Source organism: Phocaeicola sartorii JCM 17136 = DSM 21941 (assembly GCF_054653615.1).
Map to the genome: position 1 here is coordinate 324,921 of NZ_BAAIFW010000006.1, position 15,376 is coordinate 340,296.

A 15,376-nucleotide genomic window follows, 5' to 3' on the forward strand; every position below is an offset into this window, starting at 1 on the left:
ATACAAAAATAAGGGAATTCTATGACTTTACCGCATAGAATCCCCTTAAAAAATCAACAGCGATGTGTGTGTATATTCAAAGGTGTATTAGTAGTCTGTATTATTAGGATCGAAGTTTGTCCAGCCATCCAACCAGTTATCGTCTGTTCCAAACGCTCCGATATATTCCACTTTCTCAAAGCCAGTGCTCAATAATGCATCACTGAACGAAGCGGCAGTCAGCACAGGGCTACCTGCATCCGGCATATAGTTCACACCGATTTTACGTCCGTCCTTGAATTTCAGTTCATTGATATCGGCCAATACTTTATTCCCTTTCTGAGCCTTGAAGAAAGTAGAAGAGTAAGACTCCCGGCCAGCATCAATGATTTGCTTGTTCACAGCATCATAAAGCACGTCGTCATATACCTTGTTGGCATCAGAACCGGCCACCGTCATGCCTGCAAACCAAATATTCTCCAACTTCATGTTCCCTGCCTTGGCCATCTCCACTGTATTGCCCTTCTCACCATCAATGATCAAACCGACAGGATATCCCACAGCTACTGAATTAAAGCAATTCAAACGGCTGGAACGTCGGATCTGCATGGCAGACTGGAACTTGCCTAAAGCCGAACCATTATTAGGATTGAAGCTGCCGCCGGTGATATAACTCTCGTTATTGGCGAAGTTTGCATCACGCCCCAACGGCCCGATAAAAGTGACATTACTAAATACTGCTGTCGTATAAGGCTCTATCAGTGAGGCATCTCCACAATTATCCGATTCAAAGCCATTGGACTGAGAAGTATCCGCAATTCTCGGGTCACGGATTGAAAGACAATACTGCACCTTGCCGGAGAAGCCATTATCCGTATCAAACTCATCGTCCCATCCATTATAAGCCACTAGATATTTACAATTCACACTACCTCCAAACCATTCGTAAGAGTCATCATTGGAGTACGATACCTGCACATGGTCAATGGTAGTCCCGCTACCTACAGATCCCAAAGTTATGCCATTAATTTCCTTATCTTTCTGAAAAGGATAACCAGCAAATTCCACACGCACATATCTCAATGTACCTGAATTGTCAGCATCATCATTTCCTCCGTGTTTAGTACGCGGACCTCCCTCGATCTGCTGATTCAACACTCCCTGATTGTTCCTGGCATTACCACAAATGATCAGTCCTCCCCAATCTCCCGGTTTACGCTGGCCTTTAGGCTGTTCAGAGGTAAAGACAATCGGAGCGTCCTTAGTACCCTCGGCTATCAGTTTGCCTCCCGGTTCCACAATCAAGGCAGCCTGTGTATCTTTATCCCCCTTGATGACAGTCCCCGGCTCGATGGTCAGTACCGACCCTGCCCCCACATAAATCCATCCTTTCATCAGATAAGTTCCTTTGGGCAAAGTCCGTGTACCTTTAAAAATAAACTCCTGGTCTCCGTTTCCTATCACGGCACCTTTGACATTCTCTGTCTTATCATCATCAAACAACAAGTGGTCACATGTTTTAATAGCTCCCTCACTTCCCCATACATAAGGAGTCCCGGTATTTCCACCGTTGCCATTACCGTTTCCCGAATCAGTTTCCGGATCATCACTGCTGCAGGCAATCACTCCCCCCAGCATCATTGCCGAGAATGCGTAAATCATAAACTTGTTAGTTCTCATTTTCATTTGTTTATTAGTTAATAATGAAAGATTCATTCTGTTTTAAAACGTATAGTTAATGTTCAAATTGAAGTTATGCCCCGGTTTGTACTGGCGGGTGATTTGTTTCACTTCCCCATGAGCGGTTTCTTCAAATTGCTTGAAAGAAACCCTCTCCGCCAACAAGTCTCGCATGGCAACCTTTATTTCCAGATCACCGATTTTTTTCGAGACACTTAAATCCACTGCATTACGGGGCATTTCATAAGAATCGGGCACTCTGACTTCATTGCCTGCGGTTCCCAGACTACGGCCTACACCAATAATGCGTTTACCGATACGGTTATAAAGCAATGCAGCATTCCATCCGCTACCGGCATGTTGATAGAAAAGGCCGGCATTAATCAAATAGGGAGACTGGCCTTGCATCGGACGATCCTCCTCTTTGGCTCCCGGCTCAAATTTCACCTTACTTTTAATTAAGGCCCCGTTCAGACTAAGGCTAAAATGACGCATACCTATAAAATCCAAATTCTTGCGAATATCCACTTCCACCCCATAATTATCCGCTCCTTTGGCATTGATATACGAATAGACAAGATCCGTACCTCCAGATACTGTATAAGTCCATTCAATGGGATTCTTAAACCTTTTATAGAAAAGGGAGACAGAGACCAATTCTCCACTGCTGGGATAAAGCTCATAGCCAAAATCCAAATTATCAATATAAGCAGGCTTCAGGTTATAATTACCTTGTACATTGCTGGCAAGGTCAAAATCATAATATACAGAAGAAGAGACCTCACGAAATTCCGGACGATTCACGGTACGTCCATAAGACAAACGGAACTGATGCTTGTCATTCAGACGATAAGCCGCATTCACAGACGGGAAGAAATCATTGTACGTATAGAACACACTCGTGGGACTTTTCTCGTTTTTCTGTGTATGGCTGACCAGTTCCATGCCATTATGTTCAAAACGAACTCCGGCATATACATTCCATTTACCCAACGGCAGATTAACCCCCGCATAACCGGCACTCAGAAGATTATTGCCTTCGTAATTATTGCGCCAGTCCACTTGTTCCAATAAATAAAGTCCATTCTCTCCATAGTTCTTCTCTTGCAATAATTCATTGGGAACATTCATGACCTTATAAGCGCCCGGCAATCCATTTTTCCAACTATAGATAAAAAAACGGGTATTATATTCACGAGTACGATACTCCGTGTAAGCTCCGGCTTTCAGAACAGGAGTAAAATCTCCGAAAGAGAAATCATGCTGATAATTGACATTAGCCGACAGGATATGTTCATCCAACCGGGAAAATTCCCGATTAATCTCATTCAAGTTCTCCACTTCCAACTGATTGGTTTCCGTATTGAGCACAGTAGTATATCGACGACGGTCCGGCATATTCCGATTGGCATAAGAATATCCGGCACTCCAATCTAATTTGTCGGCCTCACCCAATGTATGTTTCCCTGTAAATTGACCATTGTAAGTGGTACGGCTCTGATAATAGTATTCCGCGCTCTCTTCATAATCATTCTGCGCATCTGTCCCCTTACGGTAAGTATAGCGGTCTTTCCCTAATTGATTAAAAATATTCTTGAACTCATAGCGGCTGTTACCACTGGCAGGCACATAAGTAAAATTCAGCATAGCTCCTGCACGGACCTGATGGTTATATTGGTCATCCACACTTTTGCGCAAATAATTAGAACGGTCGTGTGTCGTATCATAGGCACCAAACAAATTATTATCCATATCCAGATAAGTCTTATAGCTATTGCTGTAGTTCACAGTTCCCAACATAGCCAAAGTACTCCCGTTACTACCTACCCGGCGACGGCTGAAATTCATACTCAGGCTGAGGTCTGCCATAGGCTTACGTCTTTTAACTGTCCAGTCATTGTTCAACCCGTTATTCAATAAATCATAACCGTTATTCATCGGATCAAGCACCGCATTAATTCCACCTTTCAAACTACGGAAACCATGATCGAAACCCAAAAAATCGGTGCCGCTTCCCCTATTATACCGGAAGTCCTTAAAATGAGTCCGGTCATTCAAGCCCGCTCCAACCGAAACAGCAAACAAATTGCTGCCAGGAACATCTTTGGTATTCACCAAAATAAAGCCACCACTGAAATCAGCGGGATATTCCGGTGCGGGCGATTTCACCACCAACATATTGTCCAATTGCGACGATGGAATAATATCGAAAGAAAAAGCACGCGCGTCGGCTTCCGAACTAGGTACGGCACTATTGTTAATCCATACATTATTATACCGTTGTGAAAGGCCACGCACCATCACGAATTTCTCCTCAATTATACTGATACCCGGTACACGGCGAATCACTTCCGAAGCATCTTTGTCCTGTGTCTTAGTGATCTGCTGGGCCGAGACTCCGGTCTGCATAACCAAACTGGTGCGTTGTTGAGCAATAATAGCGTTCTCCGTATTCTTTTTGGCATCCGCTACCACCACAACCTCTCCTAATAGTTGATTGTCCGGTTCCAGTTCTACTTTCATTTCCAACAGACCGTTTATTGTAACCTCAACAGTCTGTGTACAATAAGATATATAAGATATAATAAGCTTATACGTTCCATTTCTTAATCCCGCAAGTTCGAAATTACCGTCCATATCGGTTATGGCCCCCGTACTTGTACCACTTAATTGCACTGCCGCACCAATGAGCGGCTCTTTCGTCGCTTTGTCTGTTACAGTTCCTCGTAAAGCGGCCGCCTGTACTGTCAAAGCCAACATCAGGAGAATTACCATAAGGCTCATGCCTTTCATCTGAATCTTCATCATACTTTTACCTTTACCTTGTTATTTTTCCGATGGCAAAGATCGGAGATCCGTATTACATGGATGATACACCTGCGTGATACTCCTTTTGCATCTTTATTTCAATACGGTTTCATTGCATTTTGTAGAAAAAGCCCCTACCTTTACAAGCAAATTGTAAAATAGAAAAAGAATATGAGAAGTTTTGCATCTGACAATAACTCAAGTGTACATCCACAAATCATGGAAGCACTGATAAAAGCCAATAACGGACATGCCCTTGGCTATGGAGATGATCCCTGGACAGAAGAAGCCACCCGTAAAGTAAAAGAACAATTTGCACGTCCGTGTGAAGCACTGTTTGTATTCAATGGTACCGGCAGTAATACCATGGCACTGCAAATGATGACCCGTCCTTACCATATTATCTTCTGTGCCGACACCGCTCACATTGCAGTAGACGAGTGTGGCGCCCCCAGCAAAGCGACCGGCTGTTTCATGCGTACGGTTCCTACCCCGGATGGAAAACTGACTCCGGAATTATTAAAACCTTTTATGGTGAACTTTGGTATAGAACACCATTCTCAGCCCGGAGCTATTTACTTAAGCCAATGCAGTGAATTAGGAACAATTTATAAGCCGGAAGAAATATGCGCATTGACAGAATTTGCCCATCAGCATGGGCTGCGGGTACACATGGACGGTGCCCGTATCTCTAATGCCGCAGCGGCATTGGGAATGAGTCTTGATGACATATCGGGAGCTTGCGGAGTTGACACACTGACTTTGGGAGGAACAAAGAATGGACTGATGGGAGCCGAATGTGTCGTGATTTTTGATCAGGATTTGGTAAAGGAAGCGCGTTATGCCCGAAAACAAGCCTGCCAGCTGGCCAGCAAGATGCGTTATATCTCTTGCCAATTCACAGCCTTCCTTTCAGATAACCTATGGCTGACATGCGCACAACATGCCAACGCAATGGCGCAACGTTTGTACAAGGAGCTTTCCACAATGCCTGATATAAAATTCACCCAAACGGTAGAAAGCAACCAATTATTCTTTATCATGCCGCGTGAGAAGGAAGACAAACTACAAGAACATTATCATTTCTACTTCTGGAACGAAGCCATAGGGGAAATGAGACTCGTTACCTCTTTCGATACCACAGAAGAAGATGTAGACAAGCTGATAACTTGCATAAAGAAACTATAATTATCCCCCGATTCTATCAAGGCAGGCTTTCAAGCCTGCCTGTTTCTATTTCCGGGTGAATTTACCGGGCGTACATAACAAAAAAAACTCCTCCGGAACTTGATTGTTCCGGAGGAGTTCCGTAAAACGGCGGCTACCTACTCTCCCACTGTGACGCAGTACCATCGGCGTGGTGAGGCTTAACTTCTCTGTTCGGAATGGGAAGAGGTGGAACCCTCACGCTATAGCCACCTGAATAAGGTTGACATATTGATAAGCTGTTATCGTAATTTAATTCAGTAGCAACAATGCTAAAGGTATACACCATCCACATATAAAGAAAGTGAACGGGCAATTAGTAATGCTCGGCTTTGATGTCTCCATCTTTACACCTGCATCCTATCAACGTCGTCGTCTGCAACGACCCTGAGAAATCTAATCTTGTGGCCGGCTTCGTACTTAGATGCTTTCAGCACTTATCCGATCCCGACTTGGATACCCGGCGATGCACCTGGCGGCACAACCGGTAAACCAGAGGTCAGTCCAACACGGTCCTCTCGTACTAGTGTCAGAGCCACGCAAATTTCATACGCCCACGATAGATAGAGACCGAACTGTCTCACGACGTTCTGAACCCAGCTCGCGTGCCACTTTAATGGGCGAACAGCCCAACCCTTGGGACCTTCTCCAGCCCCAGGATGTGACGAGCCGACATCGAGGTGCCAAACCACTCCGTCGATATGAGCTCTTGGGAGGGATCAGCCTGTTATCCCCGGAGTACCTTTTATCCTTTGAGCGATGTCCCTTCCATACGGAAACACCGGATCACTATGCTCTAGTTTCCTACCTGCTCGACTTGTGAGTCTCCCAGTCAAGCGCCCTTATGCCATTACACTCTCCCGGCGGTTACCAATCGCCGTGAGGGCACCTTTAGAAGCCTCCGTTACACTTTTGGAGGCGACCACCCCAGTCAAACTACCCACCAATCAGTGTCCTCGCATCACGAGTTAGAACTCAAACAAATGAAGGGTCGTATTTCAACAGCGGCTCCACAAATACTGGCGTACCTGCTTCAAAGCCTCCGACCTATCCTACACATCACGTGCCCAAATTCAATGATAAGCTATAGTAAAGGTTCACGGGGTCTTTTCGTCCCATCGCGGGTAATCGGCATCTTCACCGATACTACAATTTCACTGAGCTCACGGTTGAGACAGCGTCCAGATCATTACACCATTCGTGCAGGTCGGAACTTACCCGACAAGGAATTTCGCTACCTTAGGACCGTTATAGTTACGGCCGCCGTTTACTGGGGCTTCAATTCAACGCTTCTCTTGCGATGACGTCTCCTCTTAACCTTCCAGCACCGGGCAGGTGTCAGGCTGTATACCGGATCTTTCGATTTCGCACAGCCCTGTGTTTTTGTTAAACAGTTGCCTGGACCTATTCTCTGCGCCCTCTCTTGCGAGGAGGGACCCTTTATCCCGAAGTTACAGGGTCAGTTTGCCTAGTTCCTTAACCGTGAATCACTCAAGCGCCTTAGAATATTCATCCCGACCACGTGTGTCCGTTTACGGTACGGGTACCTTTACGGTATAGCTTAGCGGATTTTCTCGGCAGTATGCTTACGTGCGCTATTGCCTTGTCCCGGAGGACGCGGCATACTGTCAGGTTCGAATCACGTGGTGGATTTGCCTGCCACGATCAGCTTCTACACCCTTCAACCATCTATTCCGTCAGATGGCGGCACTGTCACTTCTGCGTCTCCACATCGCCCGTAAAGGTAGTAACGGAATATTAACCGTTTCTGCCATCGGCCTCGCCGTTCGGCTGAGCCTTAGGACCCGACTGACCCTGATCCGATTAGCGTTGATCAGGAAACCTTGGTCTTGCGGCGAGCAGGTTTCTCACCTGCTTTATCGTTACTTATACCTACATTTGCTTTTCCACACGCTCCAGAATACCTCACGGTACGCCTTCGACGCCGGGTGGAATGCTCCCCTACCGATCATTTACATGATCCCACTGCTTCGGTAGACAACTTCATACCCGATTATTATCCACGCCGGACTCCTCGACTAGTGAGCTGTTACGCACTCTTTAAATGAATGGCTGCTTCCAAGCCAACATCCTAGCTGTCATGGCAGTCCGACTTCGTTAGTTTAACTTAGCTGTCATTTCGGGACCTTAGCAGGTGGTCCGGATTCTTCTCCTCTCGGGCACGGACCTTAGCACCCATGCCCTCACTCCTGCGGTAGGACTGATGCGCATTCGGAGTTTGTCAAGACTTGATAGGCGGTGAAGCCCTCGCATCTTATCAGTCGCTCTACCTCACATCAGTAACCCGCAAGGCTGCACCTAAATGCATTTCGGGGAGTACGAGCTATCTCCAAGTTTGATTAGCCTTTCACCCCTACCCTCAACTCATCCAGAAGCTTTTCAACGCTTATTGGTTCGGTCCTCCAGCTGGTGTTACCCAGCCTTCAACCTGGTCAAGGGTAGATCACTTGGTTTCGCGTCTGCCACTGCCGACTCAGGCGCCCTCTTCAGACTCGCTTTCGCTTCGGCTCCGGGTGTCATCACCCTTAACCTTGCCGGCAACGGCAACTCGTAGGTTCATTATGCAAAAGGCACGCCGTCACAGCTCAAACTGCTCCGACCGCTTGTAGGCGCACGGTTTCAGGGACTGTTTCACTCTTCTGTTCGAAGTGCTTTTCACCTTTCCCTCACGGTACTGGTTCGCTATCGGTCTCTCGGGAGTATTTAGCCTTACCGGATGGTCCCGGCAGATTCACGCAGAATTCCTCGTGCTCCGCGCTACTCAGGATACCACTATGCTTCGACAACATTCGAATACGCAACTTTCATGCTCTATGGTTGAACTTTCCAGATCATTCCTCTCTGTTGTTTTCATGCAATATCGTGGTCCTACAACCCCACACATGCCGTAACATGGATGGTTTGGGCTCTTCCCCGTTCGCTCGCCACTACTTGGGGAATCATTATTTATTTTCTTTTCCTGCAGGTACTAAGATGTTTCAGTTCCCTGCGTTAGCCTCCTACTAAGTAGGATAATATCTCTTCAAGATATTGGGTTGTCCCATTCGGAAATCTTCGGATCAAAGGTTATTTGCACCTCCCCGAAGCTTGTCGCAGCTTATCACGTCCTTCATCGCCTCCGAGAGCCAAGGCATCCGCCATGCGCCCTTGCTTACTTTCTTTATTCATTCGCTGACACTTGCATGTCGGCGGGATGATATATACTTCCAGCTCTTTACTACTAAAATTACTTTTTGCTTGTACAATATGTCATAGACCGTTTCTCTTTTCAGAGACTGTGGAGAATAACGGATTCGAACCGTTGACCCTCTGCGTGCAAGGCAGATGCTCTAGCCAGCTGAGCTAATCCCCCGAATCTTGAGATTCGTAGTCCCAGGCAGAGTTGAACTGCCGACCTCTACATTATCAGTGTAGCGCTCTAACCAACTGAGCTATAGGACTAAGTTCAACCTAGTCTGTATTAGACCCGGCTTCTTCTTTCTCTTCTCTGTATTTCTACAGTTATATGTTAAATAAACAACCAGCAGCACAAGGACAAGAACCTTTCGATCAGTCATCCTCTCCAGAAAGGAGGTGTTCCAGCCGCACCTTCCGGTACGGCTACCTTGTTACGACTTAGCCCCAGTCACCAGTTTTACCCTAGGGCGCTCCTTGCGGTTACGCACTTCAGGTACCCCCGGCTCCCATGGCTTGACGGGCGGTGTGTACAAGGCCCGGGAACGTATTCACCGCGCCATGGCTGATGCGCGATTACTAGCGAATCCAGCTTCGTGGAGTCGGGTTGCAGACTCCAGTCCGAACTGAGAGAGGCTTTCGGGATTGGCATCCACTTGCGTGGTAGCGGCCCTCTGTACCCCCCATTGTAACACGTGTGTGGCCCCGGACGTAAGGGCCGTGCTGATTTGACGTCATCCCCACCTTCCTCACATCTTACGATGGCAGTCTCCATAGAGTCCTCAGCATGACCTGTTAGTAACTATAGACAAGGGTTGCGCTCGTTATGGCACTTAAGCCGACACCTCACGGCACGAGCTGACGACAACCATGCAGCACCTTCACACTCGCTATTGCTAGCTATAACGTTTCCGCTATATTCGAGTGCAATTCAAGCCCGGGTAAGGTTCCTCGCGTATCATCGAATTAAACCACATGTTCCTCCGCTTGTGCGGGCCCCCGTCAATTCCTTTGAGTTTCACCGTTGCCGGCGTACTCCCCAGGTGGAATACTTAACGCTTTCGCTTGGCCGCTTGCAGTATATCGCAAACAGCGAGTATTCATCGTTTACCGTGTGGACTACCAGGGTATCTAATCCTGTTTGATACCCACACTTTCGAGCATCAATGTCAGTGGCAGTTTAGTAGGCTGCCTTCGCAATCGGAGTTCTTCGTGATATCTAAGCATTTCACCGCTACACCACGAATTCCGCCTACCTCAACTGTACTCAAGGCTGCCAGTATCAATTGCAATTTTACGGTTGAGCCGCAAACTTTCACAACTGACTTAACAACCCATCTACGCTCCCTTTAAACCCAATAAATCCGGATAACGCTCGGATCCTCCGTATTACCGCGGCTGCTGGCACGGAGTTAGCCGATCCTTATTCATAAAGTACATACAAAAAGGCACACGTGCCTCACTTTATTCCTTTATAAAAGAAGTTTACAACCCGTAGGGCAGTCATCCTTCACGCTACTTGGCTGGTTCAGGCTCGCGCCCATTGACCAATATTCCTCACTGCTGCCTCCCGTAGGAGTTTGGACCGTGTCTCAGTTCCAATGTGGGGGACCTTCCTCTCAGAACCCCTATCCATCGTCGACTAGGTGGGCCGTTACCCCGCCTACTATCTAATGGAACGCATCCCCATCTTATACCGAAGTTCTTTAATCACGAGAAAATGCTGGCTCGTGATACCATCCCGTATTAATCTTCCTTTCAGAAGGCTGTCCGGGAGTATAAGGCAGGTTGGATACGTGTTACTCACCCGTGCGCCGGTCGCCATCAGTCTTAGCAAGCTAAGACCATGCTGCCCCTCGACTTGCATGTGTTAAGCCTGTAGCTAGCGTTCATCCTGAGCCAGGATCAAACTCTTCATTGTAAAAATATTCTTTCCACTATTGCTAGTGTTGTAATCTGCTCAAGGATCCAGATCTATCAATATCAATTATTGACGGTTCTTGTTTTTCCATACATCATATAATGTATAGGCTTGTACTACTTGTTTGTTTATCTATAAGTCTTTCAAAGAACTCTTCTTCTTGTTGTGCTATCGGTTTCGAAAGCGGATGCAAAGGTAAGGGATTTAATTTTAACCACCAAATGTTTTTGAAAGTTTTTTAAAACTTTTTTTTCAAGGCTTTCTTGAACGGGCGGTTGGCTGTATGCTCCTAAAGGTCTTATCCGTTCTCGCTCCCTTAGCCACGCTAAGGTAAGATACTGGGTGCAGATCCTTATAAAGGAAAGCAACGCTCCTACGTTTGTATCACCAAGTCGGTCACACTGTTTTTGTCAGTGCCGCATCTCTCCCGATTGCGGTTGCAAAGGTAGACGGTTTTAACTTAACAGCCAAACATATCTTACGGTTTTTCCTGAACTTTTTTGAAACTTGTTTGTAACAGGCTGATACAGAGATATGTTATAGGGCATGTTTTTTAAGCGGACTCCGGAGGAGGGGAAATGGACACACATTGTAATATTCACGCGCGGGCGTGCGGGTGCGCATACAGGTGCGTAGACGGTGAGGAGAAAAGGGAAAGAATGGGAAAGGAAAGGACATACCACATACGTATCCGGAGAATTCCGTGCACACCCGGAAGCCTCACACAAAACACCTACAACAGAGTTTTGCAAAACTGCTGCCACTGCTACCACCCTTTTTGCTGAAACCGCCATGGACAGGGCGTTTCAAGGGGTGGTGGCACCACCTTTTTTTATACAGAAAAAGGGCTGCTGCCACCACTTTTATCCCTTTTTTATCCCAAAACGTCCGGAAAAGGGGGAAGAAACAGGCGGAAGAGGACCACACGCCGGAAAAAGGAGACGGATACGAACACGCAGAAACCGGAAACCGGACCGGCAATGCGAAGCCCACTGAAGGACAAGACACCGGATGCGGCCTGACAAGGCCACGGCTACAACCCGACAATACCACGGTTGCAGCCCGTCAATACCAGAGTTACCATCCGGCGGAACTTCAGTTCCAGCCCGACGGAACCAAAGTTACAATCCTGATGAAACTGTAGTTTTAACCTGATGGAACTGTAGTTTCAACCGGGCGGAACTAAAGTTCCAACCTGAAGGAACCGGTTGAAACTCCTAGTCCGTATGCGCATTCATACTGTAGTTTAACGCTTTAGATTAACTACTTCTTAGTCTTACTTGTATGGATGGTTGACAGAGTTAATACTTAAGTTATAATATCAGTTGACTCTTTCAAGATGAACAAGGCAAACCGTACGCATCAACTGACGAAACCTCCAGCTCCAAAAAAACAGCCGGAAAGGATCAACAGCAAAAACCAACAGCCGGAAAGAAGAGAAAAAAGTGGTGGCAGCAGCCCTTTTTACCACCTAAAAAAAAGTGCTGCCACCACCCATCCAAACGCCCTGTCCATCATAGTTTCAGTAGGAAGAGTGGTAGCAGTGGTAGCACTTTTGCAAAACTTTGGGAAGGGAAAAGAGGACGAAAAAATAAGGGGGAATATTGTCCGTATATATAAAACGGTCATTAAAGTCAAGTTGAGAGTAGAGTTATATCTTTTCCAAACAGCAACTGCCCATGCCGCTTGCAACCAAAAACCACTCTTATGACCTGTCTTCCCCATTTATTTTGTACCTTTGCCACCTATTGAAAATCAATAAAACCGAAATAGTATAAAACTATGGCAAAAGAATTAGAATTAAAGTACGGCTGCAACCCCAATCAAAAGCCGTCACGCATCTTTATGCAAGAAGGGGAACTGCCTATCGAAGTATTGAACGGACGTCCCGGATACATTAATTTTCTGGATGCATTCAACAGCTGGCAACTCGTCAAGGAGCTGAAAGAAGCTACCGGACTGCCCGCCGCAGCCTCCTTCAAGCACGTCAGCCCGGCAGGAGCCGCAGTAGGGATCGAACTGAATGACACCTTGAAGAAAATTTATTTTGTGGACGATCTGCCCCTTACTCCATTGGCTACCGCATACGCCCGTGCCCGTGGTGCAGACCGCATGTCTTCTTATGGTGATTTTATCGCATTGAGCGATACTTGCGACGAAGCAACCGCACGCCTCATCAACCGTGAAGTTTCAGACGGTGTCATAGCTCCCGATTACACACCGGAAGCACTGGAAATCCTGAAAAACAAGCGTAAGGGAACATACAATGTGATTAAAATAGACCCTGCTTACCATCCCGCCCCCATCGAACACAAAGATGTATTCGGCATTACTTTCGAACAGGGGCGCAACGAAATCAAACTGGACGAAAGCCTGCTGACTCACATCCCGACCCAAAACCAACATTTCCCTGACGAAGCAAAACGCGATCTGATTATCGCCCTCATCACCTTAAAATATACACAAAGCAATTCAGTCTGTTACGTAAAGGACGGACAGGCTATCGGTATCGGTGCAGGCCAGCAAAGCCGCATCCACTGTACACGTCTGGCAGGCAACAAGGCTGATATATGGTATTTGCGCCAACATCCCAAAGTAATGAATCTGCCATGGGTAGAAAAAATCCGCCGTGCGGATCGTGATAATACAATTGATGTCTATATCAGTGACGACCATGAAGATGTTCTGGCAGACGGCATCTGGCAACAATTCTTCACGGAAAAGCCGGAAGTGCTGACCCGTGAAGAGAAACGCGCATGGCTGGATACCATGAAAGGTGTCTCACTGGGATCGGACGCTTTCTTCCCGTTTGGCGACAACATAGAACGCGCGCATAAAAGCGGAGTAGAATACATTGCACAAGCCGGAGGTTCGGTACGTGATGACCATGTAATTGACACTTGTGATAAATACGGCATCACCATGGCATTCACAGGAGTCCGTTTGTTCCATCATTAAGTAGATTCAGCACCGGTTTAAATTCTGTCCGGCATGCTTTTAAGCGTTCCGGTTGAAGGAAATGCAAACCGGTGCTCATACTCCGTACAAATAATAGCACGGATTTCACAGACTAAATCCTCACTTGCTTTACAGCTGTGTAAATCCGTGTTACCATCCATCGAAAAAATCATCTTAGAATTTATACCCCACTGTCACAAATCCGGTAAGATTCTTCCCTTGAAGTTCTTTCTGAAGTTTGCACAGTCCTAAGCGTCCTTCCATCCCTATCATATAATGCCGGTATTCCACCGACAGCCCTATCCCCACTCCATAATCGAAGCGGCGCAAATCAAGCCCGTCTTTGCCGAAAGTATCTATTTCAATCACATTTCCTGTACTCCAGTCCGGTGTGGAAGATGATGACCAACTGTAGCCTAAGGCCTTGGTTTTTCCGCCAATCCCCCATGCTCCATAGGGACCCGCGGCAACAAGTATATGAGTGTTCCGATCCATCGCAAACCGGGCCGCCACCATTACAGGCAACTCCAGATAGGATGCATTGACCTTTGCCTGAGCCGAAATTCCATCTGTTTCAACAATCGTATGGTTCGTCCCTTTGGAAACAAACGAAACACCGGTCTGTAAAGACCAGACCTTATCAAAAGGACATTCCAAACCCACACCCAATTTATATGCCAGCTTTACTTTGGGAGATTCCATTTGACCACCTATAATATTGGCCATGCCGATACCGGCTTTTACACTCCAATCTATCTGATTCTGAGCCGGCACTACCCTTGCTGCCAGCATGAGCAGTGCAAAAAAAAGTAGTTTCCTTACTAACACCTTATCTGTTAATGCCATATCCAAAAAGTTTGTGTTCTTAATTATATCTGCAAATATAGCTTTTATTTTATAAACCACCTTTTATATAAAAAAAGAAGGCTGCTTCTTCCCGAAAGAGAAACAGCCGTTCTTTATATATATATGACGTATCAATCTGTGATCAGAATTTATAACCGATAGTGGCTAATGCAGAAAGGTTATAAGCACCAGCGCCACTGGCTACTTTAGTAAAGCTGGTACCGGTCTCCACACCTACTACTATTTTACCAAATTCAAAGGCGACTCCCAAACCCAGACCGGCATCGAATCTTTTCAAGCCGTCATCACCGAAAGTATCAGCCTTTTCGGACACACCGTCTATTTTAGCTTTTCCTCCAACTCCATAAGCCAGATACGGACCACCTTTGAAAAGAAGATCAAAATTGCTGGCTGTATGTATCCGGGCACCCACCATCAAAGGCAGTTCCAGATAAAGCTGGTTGATCGTCACATCGACCACGTCCCAAGCGTCAGTTACTCCATTGCCTTTCACACCTTTAGAAATAAAGTTCAAACCTGTCTGGAAAGACCATACATCAGTATTAGCAAAAGGCACTTCCAAACCTACACCCACTTTATAAGCAAATTTAGCATCTGTTCCGTCCGTATCATCACCATACCAGCTTGATATACCGATACCCGCATTTACATTCCATTTCAAATTTGATTGTGCGGAAACACCTATTGTAACCAATGACAATAAGATAAAAAAGGCTAGTTTCTTCATGATTGTTTGTTTTTAGTTAATAATAAATTTTAGTT

8 protein-coding genes, 2 tRNA genes and 3 rRNA genes are annotated in these 15,376 nt (G+C 46.3%); 4 read left to right on the forward strand and 9 right to left on the reverse strand.

Translation table 11 applies throughout. The features are described 5' to 3' along the window. Positions 1-87 precede the first annotated feature (87 nt). Positions 88-1,665, reverse strand: coding sequence for a hypothetical protein (locus ACYQ0C_RS18365; RefSeq protein ID WP_016277816.1), 1,578 nt, complete (start codon positions 1,663-1,665; stop codon positions 88-90). 36 nt (positions 1,666-1,701) lie between these two features. Beyond that, positions 1,702-4,467 carry a TonB-dependent receptor gene (locus ACYQ0C_RS18370; protein WP_032942058.1) on the reverse strand — a complete coding sequence of 922 codons (2,766 nt, stop codon included), beginning with the start codon at positions 4,465-4,467 and terminating at the stop codon, positions 1,702-1,704. A 171-nt stretch (positions 4,468-4,638) separates the two neighbouring features. Here ACYQ0C_RS18370 and ACYQ0C_RS18375 point away from each other — a divergent pair, with 171 nt between their 5' ends. Continuing rightward, a complete protein-coding gene (locus ACYQ0C_RS18375; protein WP_016277818.1) occupies positions 4,639-5,655 on the forward strand; it encodes a threonine aldolase family protein in 1,017 nt (338 codons plus the stop codon). Between the two features lie 124 nt (positions 5,656-5,779). Here the strand turns inward: ACYQ0C_RS18375 and rrf are convergent. From rrf to ACYQ0C_RS18400, 5 genes are all read right to left on the reverse strand, one after another. Next, a 5S ribosomal RNA gene (rrf, locus tag ACYQ0C_RS18380) occupies positions 5,780-5,890 on the reverse strand. 79 nt (positions 5,891-5,969) lie between these two features. Beyond that, positions 5,970-8,855: ribosomal RNA gene (locus tag ACYQ0C_RS18385) — 23S ribosomal RNA — on the reverse strand. 117 nt (positions 8,856-8,972) lie between these two features. After that, a tRNA-Ala gene (locus ACYQ0C_RS18390) sits at positions 8,973-9,046 on the reverse strand. Between the two features lie 15 nt (positions 9,047-9,061). Next, a tRNA-Ile gene (locus tag ACYQ0C_RS18395) sits at positions 9,062-9,135 on the reverse strand. A 125-nt stretch (positions 9,136-9,260) separates the two neighbouring features. Further along, positions 9,261-10,789: ribosomal RNA gene (locus ACYQ0C_RS18400) — 16S ribosomal RNA — on the reverse strand. Together the 16S, 23S and 5S rRNA genes with 2 tRNA genes alongside form the textbook arrangement of a ribosomal RNA operon. 778 nt (positions 10,790-11,567) lie before the next feature. On the opposite strand from ACYQ0C_RS18400, the gene ACYQ0C_RS18405 reads away from it, so the two are divergent. From ACYQ0C_RS18405 to ACYQ0C_RS18415, 3 genes are all read left to right on the forward strand, one after another. Further along, positions 11,568-11,933 (forward strand): hypothetical protein, encoded by a 366-nt coding sequence (locus ACYQ0C_RS18405; RefSeq protein WP_032941532.1) that lies wholly within the window; start codon positions 11,568-11,570, stop codon positions 11,931-11,933. A gap of 195 nt (positions 11,934-12,128) precedes the next feature. Further along, positions 12,129-12,500, forward strand: a complete 372-nt coding sequence (locus ACYQ0C_RS18410) for a hypothetical protein (protein ID WP_257464259.1) — start codon at positions 12,129-12,131, stop codon at positions 12,498-12,500. Positions 12,501-12,571: 71 nt separating this feature from the next. Next, a complete protein-coding gene (locus ACYQ0C_RS18415; RefSeq protein ID WP_016278519.1) occupies positions 12,572-13,747 on the forward strand; it encodes a phosphoribosylaminoimidazolecarboxamide formyltransferase in 1,176 nt (391 codons plus the stop codon). A 174-nt stretch (positions 13,748-13,921) separates the two neighbouring features. Here the strand turns inward: ACYQ0C_RS18415 and ACYQ0C_RS18420 are convergent, their stop codons facing one another. Both ACYQ0C_RS18420 and ACYQ0C_RS18425 read right to left on the reverse strand, forming a co-directional pair. Beyond that, complete coding sequence (locus tag ACYQ0C_RS18420; RefSeq protein ID WP_016278521.1) at positions 13,922-14,593, reverse strand: porin family protein; 672 nt, start codon at positions 14,591-14,593, stop codon at positions 13,922-13,924. A 142-nt stretch (positions 14,594-14,735) separates the two neighbouring features. Continuing rightward, the gene (locus ACYQ0C_RS18425) at positions 14,736-15,341 is read right to left on the reverse strand and encodes a porin family protein (RefSeq protein WP_016278522.1); all 606 of its coding nucleotides are present in this window, start codon (positions 15,339-15,341) and stop codon (positions 14,736-14,738) included. Between the last annotated feature and the right edge of the window lie 35 nt (positions 15,342-15,376).

What these genes read in the sequence shown, in the direction of transcription:
- ACYQ0C_RS18365 (WP_016277816.1), bottom strand. Translation starts at nt 1,665, where the DNA reads ATGAAAATGAGAACTAACAAGTTTATGATTTACGCATTCTCGGCAATG.
- ACYQ0C_RS18370 (WP_032942058.1), bottom strand. Translation starts at nt 4,467, where the DNA reads ATGATGAAGATTCAGATGAAAGGCATGAGCCTTATGGTAATTCTCCTG.
- ACYQ0C_RS18375 (WP_016277818.1), top strand. Translation starts at nt 4,639, where the DNA reads ATGAGAAGTTTTGCATCTGACAATAACTCAAGTGTACATCCACAAATC.
- ACYQ0C_RS18410 (WP_257464259.1), top strand. Translation starts at nt 12,129, where the DNA reads ATGAACAAGGCAAACCGTACGCATCAACTGACGAAACCTCCAGCTCCA.
- ACYQ0C_RS18415 (WP_016278519.1), top strand. Translation starts at nt 12,572, where the DNA reads ATGGCAAAAGAATTAGAATTAAAGTACGGCTGCAACCCCAATCAAAAG.
- ACYQ0C_RS18420 (WP_016278521.1), bottom strand. Translation starts at nt 14,593, where the DNA reads ATGGCATTAACAGATAAGGTGTTAGTAAGGAAACTACTTTTTTTTGCA.
- ACYQ0C_RS18425 (WP_016278522.1), bottom strand. Translation starts at nt 15,341, where the DNA reads ATGAAGAAACTAGCCTTTTTTATCTTATTGTCATTGGTTACAATAGGT.